This is a genomic window from Fictibacillus tiangongensis (assembly GCF_048083785.1).
Classification (GTDB): domain Bacteria; phylum Bacillota; class Bacilli; order Bacillales; family Fictibacillaceae; genus Fictibacillus.
The window spans coordinates 2,946,010-2,969,024 of sequence record NZ_CP182294.1 but is presented as its reverse complement, the minus strand read 5'-3'; the positions used below and the strand labels follow the sequence as shown (position 1 = coordinate 2,969,024).

Sequence of the window (23,015 nt, the reverse complement as noted above, 5' to 3'; positions counted from 1 at the left end):
CTTTCGTTATGAACTCTTTTTAATGGAATATAAGCTTTTTTCCAATGTTGCTCTGTTTTTGGATGTAATCTCATCTTTTCTTGGAATGGGTTTATAGATTCCAGATTCATCTTCCCATGTAGGAGGAAGAGGGTGCTTCGCTTCATTCGTCCAACGCTTTAGCCAGTTCTCTGCGATCTGTCCGGAAGGTGCTTGATCGTTCATCACACACCATAAATAAGACCATGCACGAGGAACGACACGCCATATATCATAACCGCCACCGCCTGTTGCAATCCAGCGGCCGCCACAATATTTCTCGGCGACTTTCTTTGCGATCCTTGGGATTTCCGTATAGGTTTTCATCGTTACAGATAAATGTGTTAGAGGATCATAATAATGAGCGTCAACACCATTTTGGGTAATGATAACGTCAGGTTTAAAGAAATCTGCAACTTCCCACAAGCTTTTTTCATAGCACTCTAAGAAGGATTCATCTTCTGTAAAGGCATCAACAGGAACATTAAAGGAAAAGCCATACCCTTTTCCAGCTCCTTTTTCATGGATGGAGCCGGTTCCAGGAAATAAGTAGCGTCCGGTTTCGTGGATGGAAAGTGTACAAACATCTGGATCATCATAAAAAGCCCACTGCACACCATCACCATGATGGGCATCCGTATCAACATATAAAACACGTGCATTGTATTTTCGTTTCATATATTCAATAGCGATTGAGCTGTCATTGTAGATACAGAAGCCAGAAGCTTTTCCTCTAAAACCGTGATGCAGTCCTCCGCTAAGGCTAAGAGCATGCTTGGCCTTTCCTTCCATCACATAATCTACTGCTGTTAGAGTGGCGCCAACGATCCAGCTGCTCGCCTCATGCATGTTTGGGAATATGGGTGTATCTTCTGTACCGAGTCCATAATTTAGAGCGATCTCACGATTAAGCTGTCCTTGTCCAGCTTGCTTTACAGCTTCTACATAGCCAGGGTCATGAATCAACATGATCTCCTCATCTGTTGCTTGTCTAGGCTTGATGATCTGATCGTCATTCAAACATCCTGAATCTCTTAACAACTCATAAGCAAGCTGAACTCTAAGCTGATTGAAGGGATGCGTCTCATTGAACTTATATCCTAATAGGTCTGGTGAATAAACAAAAACAGAATCATTTTTCATCGCGTTCACCCGGTACAGGTGGCCATTTCACTTCATAGCCGTTATCAATTAAGTGTTCGATGACCGGAAGCGGGTTCATCGTTCCAACGCGAAATACGATAATCTTTTCTCGCTCATTGTGAGAAGGATAGACGAGAACCGAGCTGATGTTCAAGTGGAAATCTTTTAAGACACTCGCTACTTTAGCTAGTTCACCAGCTTCGTTCGGCACGACTACTTCTAGATGAGATCCAGGCTGATGGGTGCCAGTTAAAAGGATGAAGGCATGTAACATCTCTCTTTCAGTTACTAGACCAACTAACTTCGTCTCTTCCAGCACTGGAATACAGCTCACATTGTGTTCATAAAAAATCGTAGAAAGTTCTTCTGCTATGTCGAAAGGGTGAGCTGAAAAGATAGTTTGTTTCATAATGCTTGAAACAGGCTTCTCAAAATCTTCTGGATGCTCATTTTGATGAAAGATAGATGGACTTGCATCTTTTACTTCACGGTCTGTTACAAGACCTAGAAAATCTCCGTTCTTATCAATCACAGGCAAGTTTCGAATGTCTTTCTCAAGCATTAACTGTATAGCTGTACCGATCGTTTCGTTTTCATGAATCGTTACAACATTTTTCTGCATCATATTTTGAACGATCATATCGTAACACTCCCATTTGTTTTTCTCTCTCGTCACTGATTGGATCAATACATAAAACGATTTTTAAAACGCAGCCGGTCAAACTGTTGGATCGTATCTAAGTCAATTCTTTTTCCGATGCGGACCATCAAGCAATTGGCGGGATGCGAACTGATCTCTGGATCATCTGTTGCCATATACTCCAGATCACCCGCGTTCATCATCTTTTCCATGACTTTTCGGTAATCCCAAACGGATAGTTTCGTTCCTTTCAAGTCCCAGTGCCAATAGTATTCTGTCGTGATAATAATATAATCTTCCATGGCATCATCCATCATAGATACTTTTAATAGTGTTTTACCAACTTTAAAGTTGCGATAATCAGGTATGACCTCGATCGCACCTAATTCTAGTAGGTTTTCCATGCTTCCTTCAGACCATCGTTCTAACGGATCTGGATAGACGTATGTAACATAACCGATAACGGTATCCTTATTTCTTGCGATTATGATTCTGCCTTCGGGTAATTTAGCGATCTCAGTAACAGCTTTTTTTTGTTCATCTGCTGGTCTAAATGCTTTTAAATCTTCATGAAAATAAAGACCTTCTAACGTTTCCGCTGATACAGGGCCTTCGACCGTAATGGTTCCATGACTCGTCTTTAATGCTACACAGTTGTATGTTTTGGTATGATTCATTTTTACACCACCTAGGTTGGTTTCCAACTTCTATTATACATCATAAACTGTCGTTGTAAGGGTTTGCATGATCGTTTTTATAGATAGTTCTAATAAGTTAAAAAATTTAGATAATATGATATAATTAAAGAGATATTCAAAAGGGAAGGGAGATTTAGCAATGAAACTGGAAGCGCTTCCGATTATAAAAGGTGATTTTAATCTGCAAGATTATGAGGCTACATACGGAGCATTTGATTGGAAAGACATTGAAAAAGAATTCTCCTGGCACAAAACAGGACGAGTCAATATGGCATATGAAGCTATAGACCGTCATGCAGCATCCCATCGAAAAAACAAAGTAGCACTCTACTTTTCGGATCAAAAAAGAGATGAGAAGTATACGTTTAAAGACATGAAAGAGATGTCTAACAAAGCAGGTAATATGTTACGCCAAATAGGTGTTGAAAAAGGAGATCGCGTCTTCATCTTCATGCCGCGTTCACCTGAACTTTATTTTACGTTCCTTGGAGCGATCAAGCTTGGAGCAATCGTTGGTCCATTGTTTGAGGCATTCATGGAGGGAGCTGTAAAAGATAGACTTGAAGATAGTGAGGCTAAAGTGCTAGTTACTACGCCAGCCCTTTTAGAGCGTGTCCCAGTTGATCAACTGCCGAAATTGAAGAATGTTATTTTGGTAGGAGAAGATGTTAAAGAAGAGGGACCGTATGTAAGTTATTTTGATCGTATGAAAAAAGCATCGAAAGATTTAGATATTGAATGGGTTGATCGAGAAGACGGACTAATCCTTCACTACACATCCGGATCGACCGGGAAACCAAAAGGAGTGCTTCATGTTCATAATGCGATGCTTCAGCATTTCCAAACTTCAAAATGGGTACTCGACCTAAAAGAAGAGGATGTATACTGGTGCACAGCAGATCCCGGCTGGGTGACAGGAACTTCTTATGGCATTTTCGGGCCATGGTTGAACGGCACGTCAAGCGTCATTCGGGGCGGACGTTTCTCACCTGAAGATTGGTACGGTACGATTGAAAAATATGGTGTAACGGTCTGGTACAGCGCTCCAACCGCTTTTCGTATGTTGATGGGTGCTGGAGACGAAGTGGTAAAGAAGTTCGATATGTCTTCGCTTCGACATATTTTAAGTGTAGGTGAACCTCTTAACCCTGAGGTTGTTAGATGGGGAATGAAGGTGTTTAACTTGCGTATACATGACAACTGGTGGATGACGGAAACAGGTGGCCAGCTGATCAGTAACTATCCAGCGATGGAGATTAAACCTGGATCGATGGGTAAACCGTTCCCAGGAATCGAGGCAGCGATTATTGACGACCAAGATAACATCTTACCTCCGTATCGGATGGGCAACCTCGCCATCAAAAAGGGATGGCCGTCCATGATGCGTGCGATCTGGAACAACCCAGAAAAATATGATTCATACTTCACACCAGGTGGCTGGTATGTTTCCGGAGATTCTGCTTACATGGACGAAGATGGGTACTTCTGGTTCCAAGGGAGAATTGATGATGTTATCATGACTTCCGGGGAACGAGTTGGGCCGTTTGAAGTAGAAAGTAAGCTCGTCGAACACCCTGCTGTAGCAGAAGCAGGTGTAATAGGCAAACCCGATCCTGTTCGAGGAGAGATTATTAAGGCGTTCATCGCCCTTCGTTCTGGCTATGAAGCAAGCGATGAACTAATCGAGGAAATTCGTAGTTTTGTAAAAGCAGGCCTTGCTGCACATGCAGCACCGCGTGAAATTGAATTCCGTGATAAGCTTCCGAAGACAAGAAGCGGTAAGATTATGCGTCGTGTTCTTAAAGCTTGGGAACTGGATCTGCCAACTGGAGATCTCTCTACAATGGAAGACTGATTTAATAACAAAGAAAACCCCCGAATTATCAATTCGAGGGTTTTTTCTTATTATTGTTTTGTGTTGTGGCAGGAGGCGGATCGCCTGTGCCAGGATCTGCCGGTTCAGTTGGTGGCGGCGGTGGATCTTGTGGTTCATCAGGCTTACCTCCGTCTCCATCTGTTGGTGGAGTAGGTGGTTCAGCTGGTGGTTTCTTTTCGCCGACTTGAACTTTTGTTTGTGCAGGAGATTCCTTACCTGCAATATCCACTGCTGTAACATAAACGACTCCAGCAGGTACTTTTGCAGAAGTCTTATCAGCAGTTACAGAGCCGATCTTCTTAAATGATGTACCGTCTGAAGAGTGATAGATGCGGTAACCAATTACATCATTCTCTCCATGTGATGCCCATGAGAGCACGCCATCTGACATTTTTGCGCCTGCAACAGCGGCAGGAACTTTGCCGTTCTCTTTTAACTCTTTTTCAGGAACAATGTTGTTTAATAGATTCGTTGTATTCGTTAATTTGTTTAGTGCTTCTAATCCAAGTTCGCGCAGGAATTCCTCCTTAATTAGAACACCGTCTTTCGTGAACTCTTGTGGTGTAGACGGAAGAGCCTTATACTTCGCATCACCTACAAGCACATAACGACCTTTTGTGAGCGTGTCGTCCACTTCGTTAGGTGTGAACTTCGCATTAAACAGATCAGTCGTAACGAGTCCAGCACTTCGGCATAGATCAGAAGGCAGCTTACCTGATATACCACAGATCTCACGACGAACAATTCCTGAAGGCATTGCAAATTGCTTGTCAGGATCCACGAGTTGTGGTGAATGTTTATAAGCAGCATTTATGAGTTGTGCCCAGATCGTCTGATTTCTTTGTCCCGTGTTACCTGCTAGGTCAGCTGGGGTATCATAACCGATCCAAACACCAAACGTAACGTTAGGATTGGATGCTACAAACCAAGAGTCTTTATCAGCATTTGTAGTTCCTGTCTTACCAGCCCAATCCGATTGGAAAGCTAGTTTGCGAGGAACACCAGAAGCTGTTCCTGAAGACAGAACATCTCTCATCATGTCAATTAATAGATAAGATGTTTGTGCACTATAAACAGGTTTTGCTTCACTCTTATGTTGGTAGATGACTTCACCATCATTAGACTCTATACGCTCAATCATGTATGCATCAACAAAGTTTCCTCCGTTTGCAAAGGTAGAGAATGCATTAACGTTCTCTTCGACTGTGATTCCCACATCTAAGGCACCTAGCGCCATTGCATTTTGGGTGCGATCACCCTTTGTAAGGCTGGTTACACCCATCTGCATCAGCTTCTCGGTTGCTTTCATATGATCGACACGCTGATAAGATTTAATAGCTGGTATATTTCTCGATTTTTTTAATGAATGTCGAACCGAAACGAGACCATCAAAATCCATATCATAGTTATTTGGCTTCCATGTTCCTAATGCAATCGGTGTATCAGGAACGATTGAGCCTGGTTGAACTTTACCTGTTTCTAAAGCGTAGGAATAAGCAAGCAATGGTTTCATTGTTGATCCGTTTTGACGAGGAGCTCTCATCGCATGGTTGGTTTGCTCGCGGTTAAAATCACGTCCGCCAACAAAGCTGATGATCTTTCCTGTCTTATTTTCTATCAGAGTTGCACCGACTTCTTCAGGCTCTGGCTTATCGAGTTTGATTCTTTGTCCTTTGTTGTTATACACGTATTGATTAGCAGGACCGAATAAATTATCATTTTTTACTACCTGTTGCATATCGTCGTATATTTTTTGATCTATGGTTGTGAAAATTTTAATTCCCTTTTGTCTAACTTGAGTACGTGCATTATCCTCATACTCTTTGAATTCCTCAGGGCTTAAATCGCCTAGTTTCTTTCCATCTTTTTCAGCATTTAATTTTGTTAGTAATTCTACTGTACGTCTTTGAATTTCAACTGTTAAGTATGGATATCTTTCAAACGAAGACTGCTTTTTGGTTGTAAGATTCTTCTTAATATCATATTTCATAGCTTCATCATATTCAGCTTGTGTAATGGAACCTGCTGATAACATGCGGCTAAGAACAGTTTGCATACGCTTTATTCCAGCAGTCATGTCTTCCTTTTGCTCTCCACCTTTATTAAAAGGTGTATAGACGAAAGGGTTCTTTGGAAGTCCAGATAGATAAGCGGATTGTGCTAGGTTTAGTTTGGATGCAGGTACTCCAAAAACCCCTTCTGCAGCAGCTTGTATTCCAGCAACATTTCGACCGGAAGAATTTCTTCCGTAAGGTACGATGTTTAAGTAAGCTTCTAGAATCTCATCCTTCTTAAGTACTTTTTCAAGTCTCATCGCTAGTAAGATTTCTTTAGCTTTTCTATCAAAAGATACTTCATTCGTTAGAATTTGATTTTTTATTAGCTGCTGAGTTAGAGTACTACCACCTGTAACAACAGATGCACCAGAAAACTCTTGGAACATGGCGCGGAAGATGGCTTTAGGCACAACACCTTCATGTTCATAAAAATATTGATCTTCTGTTGATATAACGGCCTTTAACACATAAGGAGAAACTTCTTTTAAACTGATCTCTTGTCTATCCAGATCAGATTGAAGCTTTCCTAGATACGTTTTGTTAGCGAAATAAGCGGTACTCGTTTCTTCATAATTATAAATATCTTCTTTCATGGAAGTGTGTGCTCGTACAGGTTCGTCTTTTACGAGTGAAGCGAAGAAACCAGCTCCAACACCTGCTGCAAAAACACCTCCGAGGATAAGTAATACAGTTACGATCAAAAATATGTTCCATGTGACGTTATATGTAATTCGTGCTGTTTGAATGATTCCTTTTTCCTTCAAAAAGTGGACAAACTTCTCCCATTTTTGTTTCAGTTCATCAAAATGAGACATCATTTGGTAATCCCTCCCCCTCGTGTATTATAACATAAGGTCGATTTATGATAGAACACCGTTTTTGAAGTTGAAGATTGACATGAAATTCATCAGTGTGGTAAAAATAAATGAAGATTATTATATGTTGAAAGCGAAGATAGGAATGAGTAGCAGGTGTCTCCCTGTTTCAGAAAGCTGGTGGTTGATGCGAACCAGTGCAAAGGCATGCTGTGAATTACCTCCTGGAGCTGTCTCTGTGAACGATTAAGTAGCAGAGAACGGATAAAACCGTTATGAAATGAAGTGAAAAGCCAATAGTTTGGCTTTTAATTAGGGTGGTACCGCGAGATTGTCATCACGTCCCTTTCCAACTGGAGAGGGACTTTTTTTATTGTCATTAAACATCATCATCATTAAACAACGGAAGGAAAGATAGAAATGAATATTCTACAAGATTTAGAATTTAGAGGTCTTCTTAATCAAGTAACGGATCAAGAGGGGCTACAAAAAGAACTTGAAAAGGGAATCGTAAAGCTTTATTGCGGATTCGATCCAACTGCAGACAGTCTTCACATCGGAAATCTGTTACCGATCCTTACACTCAAACGATTTCAAGAAGCGGGACACCAGCCGTTTGCTTTAGTTGGCGGTGGAACAGGTTTGATTGGGGATCCAAGTGGCAGACAGACAGAAAGAACATTGAATGAAGCTGAAATTGTTGTTCAATGGACAGACAAGATTAAAAATCAGCTTTCAAGATTACTTGATTTTGAAAGAGAAACCAATCCAGCGAGAACAGTGAATAACTATGAATGGTTAAGTCAACTCACAATGATTGAGTTTCTTCGTGATGTTGGAAAGAATTTCTCAGTTAACTACATGCTTGCCAAAGATTCCGTTGACTCTCGTTTAGAAGCGGGAATCTCTTTTACTGAGTTCTCATACATGATCTTACAGTCGTATGATTTTCTTAATCTTTTCCAAAAAGAAAACGTAAAACTTCAAATCGGCGGAAGTGACCAGTGGGGGAATATTACAGCAGGTATGGAACTGATCCGTCGCTCTGGTGAGGAAGAGAAAGCATTCGGACTAACGATTCCGCTAATCACCAAAGCAGATGGTACGAAGTTTGGTAAAACAGCATCAGGAACAATCTGGCTGGATGCAGAAAAAACGACTCCATACGAGTTCTACCAGTTCTGGGTGAACGCAGCAGATGCGGATGTAATCAACTGGCTCAAATATTTCACATTCTTATCTAAAGAAGAAATTGAAGTTCTTGAAAGATCATTAGCTGAAGCACCAGAAAGACGTGAAGCACAAAAAGCATTAGGTAGAGAAGTAACTATTCTTGTTCACGGAGAAGCAGCTTACAAACAAGCGGTAAAGATTACAGAAGCACTTTTTAGTGGAAATCTCTCAGACTTAACGGCTGCTGAGATCGAACAAGGGTTCAAGGACGTTCCTACGTTCAACGCAACTAATACGGAAGCCGTAAACATTGTAGATCTTCTTGTAGATGCGAAGATTTCTCCATCTAAAAGACAGGCCAGAGAAGATGTAACGAATGGTGCTGTATCAATCAATGGCGAAAAGGTTCAAGATACAGCCTATATGATTGGTGAGAACGACCGTATCGAGAACAAGTTTGTCATCATCCGACGCGGCAAGAAAAAGTACACGTTGATCAGATACTAAAAAAGAGCAGGAACCCTGTTGAAACGGGGTTCCTCGCAAACTTTATTAAGGGGTGTGTTTGTTTTGAAGAAAATTCAATTAGCAGAAGACCTTCAATTTTCACAGATTGTTCATGGTCATTGGCGTTTAACAGAATGGAATCTCTCACCTGAAGAGCTTCTTTCACTTATGGAACGATGTATTGAAGCGGGAATTACAACGTTTGATCATGCTGATATTTATGGAAACTACATGTGTGAAGAGCTGTTTGGACAAGCTCTTGCTCTCAAACCATCATTGAGACAAGAAATTCAGATCGTGACGAAGTGTGGCATCAAACTCATATCTGAAAATCGTCCCAATCATACGATAAAATCTTATGATACGAGTAAAGAACATATTATCGCATCTGCAGAAAATTCATTGCAAAAAATGAATACAGATCATGTAGATGTATTGTTGATTCATCGCCCAGATCCTTTTATGGACCCAGCTGAAACAGCTGAGGCATTTCACATCTTAAGAAGAGAAGGAAAAGTTAAGCATTTTGGAGTTTCTAATTTTACGCCTAAGCAAATGGAAATGCTGCAGAATGAGTACAATGGCCCACTTGTAACGAACCAGATCGAGTTATCTGTTCTTCATGAACAACCGTTCTTTGATGGTACGATCAACCACCTTCAAAAAGAAAAAGTAAGACCGATGGCGTGGTCTCCTCTTGCTGGTGGAAGATTGTTTAAAGGTGATGATGATAAAGCGGTACGCGTGAAAAAGGCATTAGAAAAAGTGGCTAGTGAAACAGAAGCCGCTTCCATTGATGAAGTCGCTTACGCGTGGCTGTTAAAGCATCCTTCACAGATTATGCCGATCGTAGGAAGCGGAAAAATGAATCGTATTGAAGCCGCTGTAAATGCAGCAAACTTACCATTAACACGCGAGCAATGGTTCTATATTTTACAAGAAAGTATGGGGAAAGAAGTAGACTGATTCCTCCTTGAATATCATTCAAAAACAAGCAAAAATCCATGCAGCATGCTGTGTGGATTTTTTATTATATCCATAGACCATTTCATTAGTAATTAGTTCCTTAGTAGTATAATATTAGAAATAAATACTTGAAGATGGAGATGCAACAATGATTACATTAAGCAATAACAGCTCTACAATAAGCTCGCAAGTACTGAATGAAAGTGCTGTACTAGCAGCGATCGATCGATCTGTAGCCATGATTCAATTTGACCCACATGGAAAAGTGTTATGGGCTAATGAAAATTTTGCCACAACGATGGAATACCATGTTGATGAGATGCCATCATTGATCCATAAACAATTTTGCACAGAAGATTTCTTGAGAAGTGGAGAATATGATCGGTTTTGGAAAAGCTTAAGAGATGGTAAAACTTTTCAAGAAAAGATTAAACGTGTTACAAAGTCAAAGCGAATTATCTGGCTAGAAGCCACGTATACACCAGTCCTAGACGAAAATCATAAAGTGACAGCTGTGGTGAAAATCGCTACAGATATTACGAATAGAGAAAATAATACAATCACAGTTGCATCTAACCTTCAACAAATGTCTCTAGAGTTGCTTACACGCGCAGAAGAAGGATTAAAGAAAAGTAATGAGATCTCTGTATCTACTGAAAAACTTGTATCTGAGTCTCAACAAAATTTATTGATTCTCGAATCTTTGAAAAAGCAAGCTACTTCTATTGAGGATATCGTTAAGACGATACGTGAGATTGCAGCACAAACGAATTTGTTAGCTTTAAACGCAGCGATAGAAGCTGCAAGAGCTGGTGATCATGGAAGAGGATTTAATGTTGTAGCGGTTGAAGTCAGAAAGCTCGCTAATCGCGTGCAAGATTCTATTCAAGAAGTGAATGCACATATCTCAGGAATCACAGGTGAGATAAATAAGATCAATGACGTGACTCAACGATCACAAGAAGGAATAACGAATAACAAGAAATTGATTGAACAAGCGATGCAAGAGTTCTTAGGTATTGAAAATTCTGCTCGACAATTAGAGTCACAAGCAAGTAGGTTTAAAGAACTTTTATAGAATAAGAAAAACCCCTAATGCCTTTAAAAAGGTGTCAGGGGTTTCTTTACTCAGATTAACGAGAGTAGAATTCAAACGACAAAAAAACCCTAGTATTCATGGGGTTTGAGAGGCTCTATTTCAAAACCTCCCCCAAAAGTTCCCCCAGTTACATGTTTAGTGCCTGATCGAACGCTTGTACAGATTCCTCTTCAAGATCTTTAAATGAGTGTCCATAGATATCCAATATCATTTGTGGAGTGTTACCTAAACGATCGGCTATCACCTTAACAGGTATTCTTTGAGAAATTAATAAAGTAGCATGAGTATGTCTTAATCCATGAGGTGAAACCCGTTTTAAATTAGACTTTTCTATTATCCTGTCAAATGCATACTTTACTGTTCCGTCTGTTATAGGAGTACCTGTCTGATAAGAAATAAAAATGTAGTCATCTAAATTAAGTCTCTTCCCAAAAGCAAGCATTGTTTCTCTGCACCAGTTTCGATATATAATAAGTTGATTGGTTAGAGTGTCGTCAATTAGTATGGAGCGATAGCTATTTTTAGTTTTAGGAGATCTCGCACCTTTATTATCTCTAGTACGTTCAATTGTGATTGTTTTCTTTTCGAAATCAATATTCTCCCATTTCAATCCTAGGGCTTCACCTTTGCGTACACCTGTATAAGCTAATGTTAGAATAAGAGTATAGTTAGTATGGTTTTCTAATTCCTTGCTGGCAACCAGGAATTTTTTCAATTCTTCTGCTGTGAAAAAATTGTCTGTTGTTTTTTCGTTTATAATTGAAATTTTATTGAATCTATTCCTGGGTATTATCTCGCTGTCTACAGCTGCATTGACAGCGACTTTAAAAAGACGATGGAATAACTGAACTGTGCTTGGTTCATACTTCTTCAAGAGCTCATTCACATAAACTCTTTTGTAAGTGGTTTTATCAAGTTCAGCTAATTTGTATTTACCAAGCAATGGTTTCATCTGATATTTTATAGCATTTTCGCGTTGCAATCTTGATGAAATCTTCCAGTCATTCACATGGGTTTCAAACCATATGTCTAGCCACTCAGAGATTGTAAGATTAGAGTGCTCTACCCGTTTTACTTCTCCGTTTAATACATTAGCTTTTACTTCTAATAATGCCTTAAGGGCATCCTTTTCGGTTTTAAATCCCTGCTTCGACTTTTCTTTACGCTTACCCAGTGCATCATAGTATCGATAGCGATAACACCAGAACTTTTCTTTTTTGTTATTAAGATAGTAATAAAGATCATTATCTTTTTTGGATTTTGTTAGTTTCATTGATCTCTCCCTTTGTGCGTGGACAGACGCCTAAACAGGGGAGTGATTTACTTACTTTCATCACCTCCTTTAATTGTCTCCAAGTTGAAGTCTTGAATAATAAACTTTATTCCATCAACAGTTTCGCCAATAAGTTTGTTATCAAAAGTGTAGAATTTTTCAATTACAGGTATCTTGATTGATTTTGTCAAAGGATTTTCTAATTGTTTCTTTGTAAACTCTTCTAATCGAATTAACATTTTTACTCCCCTTTAATTACGAATATACGTTCTGTTTTTAAGTAAAAAAAATTAAAGTTTTATAAATGACATTATTACATTTCTGGGAACTCCAAATTCTTGAATAGCCTCTGAAATTAATATTGTGTCTAGAAGATAATCCTCCGAAAACAATAGTTTAACAGCAAAAAGATTTGCCTCTTTTTCATAACTTTCTGTGGAAAAAAAGGTGTGTTTAGTTAGAAATGGTGTGTTTGCATCAGGATGCAATAAAGCATGACCTAATTCATGAGCGCAAATGAAACTCTGAAGTTTATCGTCAGCCTTTTCATTGATATGTATAAAAGGAATCCTGAATGTTTTATTGTAATAACCTAAAAAGTTACCGAGTTCCTCATGCAAAACCACAATTCCTAGATTCTTAGCAATTTTAAATGGACAATTTGTTTGATGCTTTTTGATTAGTTTACTAACCTTCGAAGTAATCAGATCCATTTGTATAACTCCTAGTCGCGGTATTTTTTAGGTGTGAATTTTTGTTTAGCTAATTTTTTCGCAAGTCGTAGTGATTGTTCAAGTGAATTCTTTAATAGATCGCGATCTTCCTCATCTAAATCTTCAAACGATTGACCATCAAAAGCAGCATACCCACTATTTGATTCTAGACCCTCAATCATTTTTTGAAGTTCTTTTTGAATATCTTTTTCGTCCTTAGCTGTTAGCTGAGGTTCAAATTGTTCACCGTTTGCCATTGTTTGTAATTGGTCCGTTGTAATCCCGAGACCCCTGCAAATTTTTATTACGTTATCGACTGACGCGTTCCCAATTCCTCTATCAAGTATAGATCTAAGTGTTGTGGGAGGTAGTCCAATTTTTTCCGCGAAAGCTTTTTTGCTCAATCCAGTATCACTAATCAGACCTTCTAAAATCTCAGTTCTTTTATCCACTGCTTCAATTCTCCCTTTATCTACAATTTATACGAAAAATCGTTCTTTAACTCATCTTACAATACGCATTTGAGTATGTAAATAGATTTTAGAACGAAATTACGTTTTTTTTTATGAAATTAAGTTGACAATGAACGAAACTGCGTTTATATTTGGAATTACAAATGAACGCAATTGCGTTTTAGTTAGGAGGTGAGCAGAAAATGTATAGAAATTTAAAAGCGGAAATGGCACGAGAAGGGATAACAATGGTTGATATTTCTAAGTACCTTAATGTTCGATACGCAACAGTCAATGATAAAGTCAACGGTAAATTTCGCTTTTACTTTGATGAAGCCGAAAAAATTAAAAAACATTTCTTTCCTGATTGCAATATTGAATACCTGTTTGAAAAAGATGAAAACAATCTTAATTTGAAAGGAGGTGAACCCCTTTGCCAATAGCTGATATTCAAGTGAATGTAGATCACAAAGAAATTCGAAATCACATTAACAAAAAAGTTGATGAGGTAATAGATCAAGTTTTCTTTACTTGGGATCTTGATCAAATGGCCAAAAGAACATGCATGAGCAAATCGTTTCTGGAGAACGAGTTCTTGCATGACCCTCGAATGAGATTGCTTGAAAGACGCAAAGAAAAAGGTAAGCGTTATTGGTTTTATGAAAAGAGCTTAGACGTGATGAAAGAGATCATGGACGAATGGTAATAAAACGCGTGGACAGACGCCTATTCATTTCAAGAATTTAAGGAGGTTGGTTATGAACCAATTAGTGTTCATCGAAAACAAGAAAATTGTAACTGACAGCATTACTATTGCTGAAGCATTTGGAAAAGAACACAAACATGTTTTAAGAGATATTAATGAGCTAGGTTGTAGTCAAGATTTTAGACAGTCCAATTTTGGGCTCTCCACTTACAAATCGGTTCAAGGAAAAGAATTGCCAAAGTACTTCATCACACAAGACGGTTTCACATTACTTGCTATGGGCTACACCGGAAAAGTAGCAATGGAATTCAAAGAAAAATACATCAATGAGTTCAACCGAATGAAACAAGAACTCCAAAGTCTTTATGCGCCGTCTTATATGATTGACGATCCAGTGAAGAGAGCAGAGAAGTGGATTGAGGAACAAAAACAACTCAAAGCTCTAACCACTGACAACTTAGTACTTAACCAGCAGGTGAACGAATTGAAGCCTAAAGCTTCTTACTATGACCTGGTTCTTCAAAACAAATCCTTATTGACTGTTTCAAAAATTGCTAAGGATTACGGGATGAGTGCAAAAACACTTAATAAAAAACTTCACGAATTAGGTGTTCAGTTCAAACAGGGAGATATCTGGTTACTCTACTCAAAGTATCAAGATAAGGGTTACACACAAACCACCACTCATGTAATTGATGCAGATAAATCAACTATCAACACCAAATGGACTCAAAAAGGCAGGCTGTTCCTTTATGACTTGCTGAAGAATGAAGGTATCCTTCCAATGATTGAACGTGAAGAACATGAATCAGCTTAAAGTAGCTTTCAACGAAATCCAAACATTCGAGCAGCTGAAGGTCTTCATCAATTATGCTGCTCATTATTTTAAAGATGGGAAGGACAAGCATGAAAAAAGATGAGTTATTCCAAGAAGTAAAAACTCGCAAAATCAGCATTAATGACGCTCGTGAAAAGTTAGGGTTTGAGAGGGTAGATCATCCTCTTATGGATACAAAACTTACCAATGCTGAACTTTTGGTAAGAAAGGAGTGCTTGTAATGGATGCCGTTTCTTATCTTCAACTAGTTACTGTTTTATTATTCGGAATTGGTTTAGGCGTAACCTGGGGAGTATCAGGAAAATGAAATTTCCGCTTCATTTGCTTATGTGTGATTGGAGCCTTGTGGTTGGAGCGATGGAAGAGTACAAGAAAAACCTTAACGGTTATGAATTAAAGATGTTCGAAATCGCACATCAAAATGTTTACAACGATAAAGAGCATGACGGCATGAGCTTCAAGTACATAATCGTTGCTCTTAAAGAAAGTGGCTTAGATGATTTGGTTTTGTGGGTTGAACATGCTTTTAAAAGACATCAGAAGATAAATGGACCTCGCTTGAAGGGAGGTGAGTTTAAGTGGGAGAACATGCTGAAGTTGCAGGATGCATTCAAATAAAGATTCTATACTCAGAAAACGAAGTTAACAAATGGCTATCTGAGAATGCTGAGGTTGAAGTAGTTGATATCAAAATAACTGGTCTTAATACTTACGACTGTTCAGATGAATCGATTATGATCATCTACCGAAAGGATGAACCTTGTGAAGAGAAAAGGATTAGCTTGCCTTAATGGAGACTTCTTTGAAATCTCATGGGGAGATTACCTTTTTATCATGTGGACGAGTCCGAGAGGAGTTGAAATCATTCATGCTCCAGAGTGCCCGACAACAAAATAAAAACTGCCCACCGGCCAGGGTGAACAGTTTTTTAGGATGTGTTGAATTTAATATTCATTTTCATTATATGCAGGGTTGTACAAATTATTCAAGCATTGGAGGAATTTAATTGAATATACGTTTTGAACGTCTATCGGTTTCAAATTTTAAAAATCACAAATCATTAACAGTTGAGTTTAAAGATATTAATTCGATCTCAGGAAGAAACGGCGCAGGAAAATCATCAATCGGAGAAGCCATAACATGGTGCTTATACGGTGTTGATTCCGTCGGAACTAAGATAGATCCTACACCAATTGGAGAAGAAGTTCCAGAGAATATTGCAGTTGATTTACTTATCGCTGTAGATGAAGTCAGTATTCTTTTAACCAGGTCATTAGTAAAAGGCAAGGCTAAATATCATATAAACGATGTTCCTAAGAAAGCAAAAGAATATGAGCAGCTGGTAGAGGGTCTGTTCAATAAGAACTTGTTTCTCTCTTTATTCAATCCCAATTACTTTTCAAGCCAGCATTGGCAGGAACAACGATCACAATTGCTTCAGTATGTAAGTGAACCTCTCAATAAAGAAGTGTTAGTGGCAATTAGCAAGACAGGGGCTAAGCATCTTGAGCCCTTACTTAAGAAATTGTCACTTGATGACATTGAAGCATCTCATAAAGAACTGTTCAAAAAGAACGACAAGCTTGTTGAACGTGCTGCTGAAAGAGTGATCACACTTCAAGAACAGCTTGATAAGTTCCTTGGGGTACATGATGCCAATCAGGATCCAGAACAAATAAAAAAGCAGATCGATGAAATTGTTGCTAAAAGAAATACTCTAGATGACGAACGGCACAAACAACGAGATCTTTCAATCCAGAGGGAAAGAAAGGCTGCTGCTATAGAAAGTTTGAGAGACCAAATAGCTCAACAAAAGAAATTCATTGATTCATTAAAAGCTGAACCTGTTAAAGAAAATTGTCACACTTGCGGTCAACCTCTTACGGAAAGTTCGTTGCAAGTTGTTCATGAAAGCAAACGCAAGAGGCTTGCTGAACTTGTTGAGGACGGCAAGGCGCTAGTCTCTCAAAGGAAGAAACTTCAGGCTGAATTCGAAGAACTTCCAACATTTTCAGAAGTAGAGATTGATCGCGAAGCATCCTTCGCACTTGATGAACAAATATATCCACTCAAAGCCAAACTGGAAGCTTTCAAACGCATCGATCAGTTGAAAGAGGAAATCGAAGAAGCTGCAGCTACTAAAGAAACAATCCGGAAGGAACGCAATAAAGCACAGGCTGTTACTGAAGCAGTCAAAGAGTTTAGAACAAAAAGAGCTGAACTTATGGTCCAGAAGATGGACGAGCTATTCACTACTATCAATATACGTCTGTTTGAAGAACTTAAGAACGGTGAATTAAGAGCAACATTTGAGATAGAAATGGACGGCAAGCCTTACAGCAAATTGAGTACAGCTGAAAAGATTAAAGCCGGATTGGAAGTGATTGAGGTACTTAGTCAACAATCTGACGTGATCGCGCCGACCTTTGTTGACAATGCAGAAAGCATTTTGAAGTTCACGAAACCTTCTGGGCAATTATTAACGGCCACAGTAAAGGATTGTGATTTTGAAATTTCTACTAAGTCTATAGAGGATGGTGGTGGAAATGAAAAATAGGTTTGAAGTTAAGGGGGAAACAACTTCAATCTATCTTAATAAGGCAATAACGCTTATTGATACTACTGATTTAAAGCGAGCAAATGAATTTGAAGGAACATGGTACGCGCACTGGAGTCCAATTACAAAAACCTATTATGTCGCTGGTGTTACTCCTATTTACAACGGCAGGAGAAAACAATTATTTCTCCACCGATGGCTTATGAATGTTTGTGGTGGTTTAGTGATTGATCATATGAATCACGACACACTTAACAACTGTCGGAGTAATTTAAGAGTTGTGACTATGCAGCAAAACAACCAAAACAAAAGAATAAACAAAAATAATTCCACTGGATTCCGTGGTGTAACGTTCAACCATGAAAATCAAAAGTGGCGAGCAAGAGTTCAAGTGAATAAACAATCCTTGCATTTAGGGTATTTCAACAGCGTTTCAGAAGCTGCATTCGCAGTAAAGAAAGCTCGAAAAGAATTTATGCCATTCAGTTCAATTTAAAGGAGGCACTATCAATTGAGTAGACAAATCACACCTTATCATCTTGCTTTTGTATTAGCAGCAAATAAAGCTTTCAGAGAAAACAATAACCTTGAAAGCTATCGAAATGACGATGAAACTTTGATAGCTCTGCGACGTGGCGAAGATCGTGACTGTGTTGAAGTGTATGAAGTTCAAGAGTGTGTAGCCAGCTTCGTACAGCAAATGGATCCAAAACCAAAACCACGTCTCCCAGTTATGCAGTTTGCTTATGAAATGGAATCGCAACTAAAGGTAAATGACCATAAAAAGGGTTGGGGTTCAGAGCACCATGAATTCTTGAATCGTGAGCTAAGCAAGAATTTTAATAAGCTTTATCGAGAACTTACAGCAGCTGATAAGGATAAACATGAGATTACTATCAGATGTGCTAATATCGCGAACTTCGCAATGATGATCGCTGATAACTATGGACAACTTGAGGGAGGTAATTGATTTGGCAAAGATAAAAGTTGAATTAGATCTTGATTGGTTAAACGATGAGCAATCGCTTGATGAAGTGATAAAAAACGAAGTCATTAGTTCATTACAAGAAAAATTAATCGCGAATATTGAAAAGAAAGTTTCAGCTCAATTAAATCTGAAACTTGAGGAAATAGCCGACCACGTTACTGACAGCTTTATTGAAAAGACATTGGAAACAAAAATCGAGGATCTCCAAATACCTCGTAAGCAAAGCTATTGGGATTCAAAGGTAGAGTATGTACCTATCAGCCAATACATCGGTATGAAATATGAAGAACATTTAACGAAAAAAGTGCTAAATGAAAATGGACAAAAAGCAAATTACAGCAGTGATGCAAAACTTTCTATTAGCGAGTATTTCTTGCGTAATTACTTAGAAAAAGAATTGACCGGTAAAGTTAGCGCAATGATACAGACAGCAAGAAAAGATGCTGAAGAAACAATCGTAAAGGCTCTGGAAAACAATTTAAAAGAGCAGTTGTCTGTGGACATCATTGAAAGACTTAATGTTCCTAAGATGCTTGAGAGTTTGCAAAATAAGGCAGCTGAAATAGGTACTAATGATGAGGGAGGAAATTAATATGTCTAAAAACCAACTAGCACCAATCAACACTAATCAATTTGAAGATTACTTTACGGAGAAAGAACTTCAAGTCGTTGTAAACAGCATAGCTAAGAATGCCACTAATGAAGAGCTTGCTCTCTTCGTTCAGATCTGTAAGAACAATGGTTTAAACCCATTCATGAATCACATTTATTTTATCAAGTACGGAAACCAAATGAGCATTCAGGTATCTGTTGAAGGTATTCAATATCTCGCTCGTCAGAAAGAGGATTACCGAGGATCTACTGCTCAGCTGGTACATGAAAATGATGAGTTTGAAATTGAACTCGATTCTGAAACGCAGGAACTTAAGATCGCTAAACATTCTATCAAGGTTCCTCGAGGGAAAGTAGTTGCTTCATATGCGATTGCAAAGCGTGAAGGATATCCCGACAAGGTGATCATAATTGAAGCCGATGAGGTTGAACACCTGAAGAAAAAAGCCGGCAGCCAATGGGGCAACTACTATAACGATATGTTCAAGAAACATGCTCTAAAGCGAGCACTCAAGGCTCAATTTGGTATTGAAGTGGATGACCAGGATTCTACTTATCAAGAACCTTATGAACCTACCAGACAACGAGTTGACATCACACCTAATGAAAATGTGATCGAAACAGAAGAAGGGACTGTAAATGAAGAAGATCAGCTGATGACTCTTTGGGGAGAAATCAGTAAAAAGCAGAAGGATTACGGTTGGACTAGAGATCGCTTAAGTCAATTTATTGAAGAGAAGTTTAAGAAAACCGGGAAAGAACTCGCACTCCAGGAAGTAGTTGGACTCTCTAAATTAATGGAACTTGAGTATGCAAAAGAACAAGAAACAAATCCAGCTCCTGAACAAGAAGACATAGATTTTGATAAGTACTTTGAAGAGCAAGAATAAGGTGGAATGCATGATCGGCATACCTTCGTTTTATTGGGAGTATGTCGATCGTAGTCCCAAACTCTTTAAGGCATACGTCAGAGGTTACTTAGAAAGAAACCATTCACATTTAAAGCCGGTTAGGTTTACGAAAAGAAAATTCATTGTGTGTGTCCATAAGGAGCGTGGAGATCATTAAGAACGGTAAGAAGCCAAATCGTCAGCAGAAAGAACTTATTAAAGCTAACAGACTAGTTCCTGAAAACTGGTTGATCTTTAAGAACGTGGGTGGATACTTGCATCTGATCCACCGTGAGACAGGAACAACTAAGAAGATACCGGCAAGATAAACATAATTTTTCATCTCAGAAAAAAGGGGTGAGGTGATATCGCTAACGTACAGACAGAACATGGTTATACGAGGGTTGCTAATGGGATTCTTGAGCAGATGGCATTAACAAAGCTAAGTCCCATTCAATATAGAATCATTTTTGTTATCTGGAGATACACTTACGGATTTAAAAGAAAAGAACATGCATTTTCACTTAGTTTTTTTCATCAAGCAACACAATATGATCAGAGGCAACTCCAAAGAGAGCTTTCTAAGTTAGAAGAAAGGAAAATCATATTCCAAAACGTGAAGGTCGGTAAAGCCAGGATTATTGGCTTTAATAAGGACTTTGACCAGTGGCTTGATGAGGTGCCTGTTGGTAATTCTACCAATGGTAAAACTACCAAAGGTGGTATTGGTAATTCTACCAAAGGTGGTATTGGTAATTCTACCAAAGGAACTATTGGTAATTCTACCAAAGAAGAAAGAAAGAAAGAAAAATCTAAAGAAAAATCTAAAGAAAGGGATGATGGACAAATGAAACCTAATCTATTTACAGAATACGAAAAGAATTTTGGTATCATCCCACCCATCTTTCAAAACGATGTTGATTACTGGTTAGACAATAGCTCTTTTGAAGATCCAGAACAAATCATCATCGAAGTGATCAATAGAGCTAAGGAGCATAAACCAAGGAATCCTTCTAAATACATCAACACAATGTTGAAGAACTTACACGAAGCTTCGTTGTTCACTTTAGTACAAGTCCAAGATCACTATAAACAAAACGATCGGAAAAAAGATAGAAAAAGTGTGCTGGATGAACTGAGAGAAGAATGGGGTGTCACAAATGAATAAGTCGCAGGTGCTTGCTATTTTAGAAACCATTGCTGAATCCTATTCGAATTTTGATCTTACGAAAAAGAAGGCGGAAGTATGGTCAGAGTTTTTATCTGACATGCCGTATGAAAAAGTTAAAACAAAATTACATGACCATATTCGAACAAGCAAATTTCCGCCATCTATTGCTGAGATATCTGTTGAAGAAGCCCCTAGAAACGAATTCCTTGAGAAATCGAGACAGTGGGAACAGCAAGTTGAAGCAGAACGCGCTAACGGAACAATGAAATCACCTGAAGAACGCAATCCTGAATTTCATGCTAAGTATTTAAAATACAAGGAAGATCAGAAGAGGCAACAGGAAGTGATTAAACAGCATGAATGATATGTTGGCGAATATCGAAGCAGAACAGGCGGTTCTTGGTTCTATCCTCCTTGAGCCAGATTTGATTCAGGAATGTCAGATGTCTATAGAGCACTTTGGAACTACATCTCATAAACAAATCTTTAGAGCGATGAGAGAAGTTGATTCAAACGGTAATGAAGTGGATTTTGTAACGGTTCTTGCCGAATTGGGAGATGCTGCTGAACAGGTAGGAGGATTAACCTACCTGACGCAGTTACCTGAATCGGTACCATCAACTGCTACATTCCATCACTATGAGCAATTAATGTTAGAAGCTTACCGATTACGAGAGGCAAGGAAGATCGCGAATGTCTTAGCTCAGGAACCGACTGAAGAAAATATAACAAAAGCATACAACGACCTTGCGTCTATTCAAGAAATCGGAATAAAGCCTCAACGTACAAAGATGGATTTGTTGATGGAGATCTATGAGGATGTAAGCACTCCAAAGGGTGATCTTACTGGAATTAATACAGGATTAAGCGAGTTAAACGAAATGACTGGTGGCCTGCAGAACGGAGACTTGATAATTGTGGCAGCACGGCCTTCCATGGGAAAGACCGCCTTTGCACTCAACTTAGCGATACATAACTCACATAAAGGTGGAGTAACTGAAATCTTCTCGTTAGAAATGTCGGACAAGCAATTAGCCAATCGAATGCTTTCAGCAATAGGAAGAATTGAGGGGAGTAAGTGGAGAAATCCTCACAAAAAGTTCACTGATACAGATCACGAAAACTTTCATAAAGCAATGGGAATCTACAGCAACTACAACATGAACATTTATGACAAACCCGGTCAAACATTGTTCGATATCCGAGTAGCTGTAAAGAAGTCAAGAAAAGATAATCCAGGTAAACAGCAACTAGTGATCATCGATTATCTGCAGCTGATAAAAGTAGTTGGCAAGTTTGATAGACACGATCTTGCAATCGGACATATTACTAGAGAGTTAAAGAGCATGGCCAGAGAGTTTAATATCCCGATTATTCTACTTTCACAACTCTCAAGGAGTGTGGAACAACGCCAGGACAAACGCCCGATGATGAGCGATATCCGAGACAGTGGTTCAGTCGAACAAGATGCGGATCTAATCGCTTTTCTTTACCGAGATGATTACTACAACAAGAAGAGTGAAGCAAAAAACATAGTTGAAGTGATCGTGGCAAAGCACAGGAACGGACCTACAGGGACATTGGAATTTCTCTTTGTAAAAGAGTTCGGACAATTTCTTGATCTAAGTAGACAAATGGAGTTGGTTTGATGACCAGAGAAGAAATCTATGAAGGTTTAAAGAACCACTATGAAACCACTGGCCGGATGATGTCGGAGCAGGAGTTTATAAATTTCATACAGGACAAGGTCAGTGTTTCTGAAGCGATCGACGCGATTATGGAGTTTAATCGGTTTCTCGATTCTAAAAGAAAATAGGAGGCAT

28 protein-coding genes and 1 other annotated feature are annotated in these 23,015 nt (G+C 38.8%); of the genes, 20 read left to right on the top strand and 8 right to left on the bottom strand.

Annotated elements, in window-relative coordinates:
- Positions 1-6: 6 nt before the first annotated feature.
- Genes ACNJYY_RS15935 through ACNJYY_RS15925 form a run of 3 tightly spaced genes read right to left on the bottom strand, consistent with a single transcriptional unit; the run spans position 7 to position 2,478 of the window.
- A complete protein-coding gene (locus ACNJYY_RS15935) occupies positions 7-1,161 on the bottom strand; it encodes an acetoin utilization protein AcuC (protein ID WP_416729254.1) in 1,155 nt (384 codons plus the stop codon).
- Positions 1,151-1,801, bottom strand: coding sequence for an acetoin utilization AcuB family protein (locus tag ACNJYY_RS15930; RefSeq protein WP_416729253.1), 651 nt, complete (start codon positions 1,799-1,801; stop codon positions 1,151-1,153). The genes ACNJYY_RS15935 and ACNJYY_RS15930 overlap by 11 nt, the downstream gene beginning before the upstream one ends.
- Positions 1,802-1,845: 44 nt before the next feature.
- A complete protein-coding gene (locus ACNJYY_RS15925) occupies positions 1,846-2,478 on the bottom strand; it encodes a GNAT family N-acetyltransferase (RefSeq protein WP_416729252.1) in 633 nt (210 codons plus the stop codon).
- A 160-nt stretch (positions 2,479-2,638) separates the two neighbouring features.
- Here ACNJYY_RS15925 and acsA point away from each other — a divergent pair, with 160 nt between their 5' ends.
- A complete protein-coding gene (gene acsA, locus ACNJYY_RS15920; protein ID WP_416729251.1) occupies positions 2,639-4,354 on the top strand; it encodes an acetate--CoA ligase in 1,716 nt (571 codons plus the stop codon).
- Positions 4,355-4,382: 28 nt separating this feature from the next.
- On the opposite strand, the gene ACNJYY_RS15915 is transcribed toward acsA, so the two are convergent.
- Positions 4,383-7,250 carry a transglycosylase domain-containing protein gene (locus ACNJYY_RS15915; protein WP_416729250.1) on the bottom strand — a complete coding sequence of 956 codons (2,868 nt, stop codon included), beginning with the start codon at positions 7,248-7,250 and terminating at the stop codon, positions 4,383-4,385.
- A gap of 124 nt (positions 7,251-7,374) precedes the next feature.
- Positions 7,375-7,597 (top strand) — a binding site (T-box leader).
- Between the two features lie 70 nt (positions 7,598-7,667).
- On the opposite strand from ACNJYY_RS15915, the gene tyrS reads away from it, so the two are divergent.
- From tyrS to ACNJYY_RS15900, 3 genes are all read left to right on the top strand, one after another.
- On the top strand, positions 7,668-8,927 hold the full coding sequence (tyrS, locus tag ACNJYY_RS15910) for a tyrosine--tRNA ligase (RefSeq protein WP_416729249.1): 1,260 nt from the start codon (positions 7,668-7,670) through the stop codon (positions 8,925-8,927).
- 63 nt (positions 8,928-8,990) lie between these two features.
- Positions 8,991-9,893 (top strand): aldo/keto reductase, encoded by a 903-nt coding sequence (locus ACNJYY_RS15905; RefSeq protein WP_416729248.1) that lies wholly within the window; start codon positions 8,991-8,993, stop codon positions 9,891-9,893.
- Positions 9,894-10,041: 148 nt separating this feature from the next.
- Positions 10,042-10,971 (top strand): methyl-accepting chemotaxis protein, encoded by a 930-nt coding sequence (locus ACNJYY_RS15900; protein ID WP_416729247.1) that lies wholly within the window; start codon positions 10,042-10,044, stop codon positions 10,969-10,971.
- A gap of 148 nt (positions 10,972-11,119) precedes the next feature.
- Here ACNJYY_RS15900 and ACNJYY_RS15895 read toward each other — a convergent pair whose 3' ends face one another.
- The 4 genes from ACNJYY_RS15895 to ACNJYY_RS15880 are packed head-to-tail and all read right to left on the bottom strand — an operon-like array spanning position 11,120 to position 13,430.
- Entirely contained in the window at positions 11,120-12,265 is a 1,146-nt protein-coding gene (locus tag ACNJYY_RS15895; RefSeq protein ID WP_416729246.1) for a tyrosine-type recombinase/integrase, read from the bottom strand.
- 47 nt (positions 12,266-12,312) lie between these two features.
- The gene (locus ACNJYY_RS15890; protein WP_416729245.1) at positions 12,313-12,504 is read right to left on the bottom strand and encodes a hypothetical protein; all 192 of its coding nucleotides are present in this window, start codon (positions 12,502-12,504) and stop codon (positions 12,313-12,315) included.
- 51 nt (positions 12,505-12,555) lie between these two features.
- A complete protein-coding gene (locus tag ACNJYY_RS15885) occupies positions 12,556-12,978 on the bottom strand; it encodes an ImmA/IrrE family metallo-endopeptidase (RefSeq protein WP_416729244.1) in 423 nt (140 codons plus the stop codon).
- A gap of 11 nt (positions 12,979-12,989) precedes the next feature.
- The gene (locus ACNJYY_RS15880; protein WP_416729243.1) at positions 12,990-13,430 is read right to left on the bottom strand and encodes a helix-turn-helix domain-containing protein; all 441 of its coding nucleotides are present in this window, start codon (positions 13,428-13,430) and stop codon (positions 12,990-12,992) included.
- Between the two features lie 203 nt (positions 13,431-13,633).
- Between ACNJYY_RS15880 and ACNJYY_RS15875 the strand changes: the two genes are divergently transcribed.
- From ACNJYY_RS15875 to ACNJYY_RS15800, 16 genes are all read left to right on the top strand, one after another.
- The gene (locus ACNJYY_RS15875) at positions 13,634-13,873 is read left to right on the top strand and encodes an XRE family transcriptional regulator (RefSeq protein WP_416729242.1); all 240 of its coding nucleotides are present in this window, start codon (positions 13,634-13,636) and stop codon (positions 13,871-13,873) included.
- The gene (locus tag ACNJYY_RS15870; RefSeq protein WP_416729241.1) at positions 13,864-14,136 is read left to right on the top strand and encodes a hypothetical protein; all 273 of its coding nucleotides are present in this window, start codon (positions 13,864-13,866) and stop codon (positions 14,134-14,136) included. Before ACNJYY_RS15875 ends, ACNJYY_RS15870 begins: the two co-directional genes overlap by 10 nt.
- Positions 14,137-14,188: 52 nt before the next feature.
- Positions 14,189-14,953 carry a Rha family transcriptional regulator gene (locus tag ACNJYY_RS15865; RefSeq protein ID WP_416729240.1) on the top strand — a complete coding sequence of 255 codons (765 nt, stop codon included), beginning with the start codon at positions 14,189-14,191 and terminating at the stop codon, positions 14,951-14,953.
- 89 nt (positions 14,954-15,042) lie between these two features.
- Positions 15,043-15,195 carry a hypothetical protein gene (locus tag ACNJYY_RS15860; protein ID WP_416729239.1) on the top strand — a complete coding sequence of 51 codons (153 nt, stop codon included), beginning with the start codon at positions 15,043-15,045 and terminating at the stop codon, positions 15,193-15,195.
- 82 nt (positions 15,196-15,277) lie between these two features.
- Positions 15,278-15,592, top strand: a complete 315-nt coding sequence (locus tag ACNJYY_RS15855) for a hypothetical protein (RefSeq protein WP_416729238.1) — start codon at positions 15,278-15,280, stop codon at positions 15,590-15,592.
- The gene (locus ACNJYY_RS15850; RefSeq protein ID WP_416729237.1) at positions 15,553-15,765 is read left to right on the top strand and encodes a hypothetical protein; all 213 of its coding nucleotides are present in this window, start codon (positions 15,553-15,555) and stop codon (positions 15,763-15,765) included. Before ACNJYY_RS15855 ends, ACNJYY_RS15850 begins: the two co-directional genes overlap by 40 nt.
- A 215-nt stretch (positions 15,766-15,980) precedes the next feature.
- Positions 15,981-17,531 carry an AAA family ATPase gene (locus tag ACNJYY_RS15845; RefSeq protein WP_416729236.1) on the top strand — a complete coding sequence of 517 codons (1,551 nt, stop codon included), beginning with the start codon at positions 15,981-15,983 and terminating at the stop codon, positions 17,529-17,531.
- Positions 17,521-18,027, top strand: coding sequence for an HNH endonuclease (locus ACNJYY_RS15840; RefSeq protein ID WP_416729235.1), 507 nt, complete (start codon positions 17,521-17,523; stop codon positions 18,025-18,027). The genes ACNJYY_RS15845 and ACNJYY_RS15840 overlap by 11 nt, the downstream gene beginning before the upstream one ends.
- Before the next feature lie 15 nt (positions 18,028-18,042).
- A complete protein-coding gene (locus ACNJYY_RS15835; RefSeq protein ID WP_416729234.1) occupies positions 18,043-18,501 on the top strand; it encodes a hypothetical protein in 459 nt (152 codons plus the stop codon).
- Between the two features lies 1 nt (position 18,502).
- Positions 18,503-19,111, top strand: coding sequence for a hypothetical protein (locus ACNJYY_RS15830; protein ID WP_416729233.1), 609 nt, complete (start codon positions 18,503-18,505; stop codon positions 19,109-19,111).
- Position 19,112: 1 nt separating this feature from the next.
- Complete coding sequence (locus ACNJYY_RS15825; protein WP_416729232.1) at positions 19,113-20,021, top strand: RecT family recombinase; 909 nt, start codon at positions 19,113-19,115, stop codon at positions 20,019-20,021.
- 164 nt (positions 20,022-20,185) lie between these two features.
- Positions 20,186-20,350 (top strand): DUF6906 family protein, encoded by a 165-nt coding sequence (locus tag ACNJYY_RS15820; protein WP_416729231.1) that lies wholly within the window; start codon positions 20,186-20,188, stop codon positions 20,348-20,350.
- Positions 20,351-20,388: 38 nt separating this feature from the next.
- The gene (locus ACNJYY_RS15815; RefSeq protein WP_416731894.1) at positions 20,389-21,189 is read left to right on the top strand and encodes a replication protein; all 801 of its coding nucleotides are present in this window, start codon (positions 20,389-20,391) and stop codon (positions 21,187-21,189) included.
- On the top strand, positions 21,182-21,556 hold the full coding sequence (locus ACNJYY_RS15810; protein WP_416729230.1) for a replicative helicase loader/inhibitor: 375 nt from the start codon (positions 21,182-21,184) through the stop codon (positions 21,554-21,556). The genes ACNJYY_RS15815 and ACNJYY_RS15810 overlap by 8 nt, the downstream gene beginning before the upstream one ends.
- A complete protein-coding gene (gene dnaB, locus ACNJYY_RS15805) occupies positions 21,549-22,841 on the top strand; it encodes a replicative DNA helicase (RefSeq protein WP_416729229.1) in 1,293 nt (430 codons plus the stop codon). The genes ACNJYY_RS15810 and dnaB overlap by 8 nt, the downstream gene beginning before the upstream one ends.
- On the top strand, positions 22,841-23,008 hold the full coding sequence (locus ACNJYY_RS15800) for a hypothetical protein (protein WP_416729228.1): 168 nt from the start codon (positions 22,841-22,843) through the stop codon (positions 23,006-23,008). Before dnaB ends, ACNJYY_RS15800 begins: the two co-directional genes overlap by 1 nt.
- The last annotated feature ends 7 nt before the right edge of the window (positions 23,009-23,015 follow it).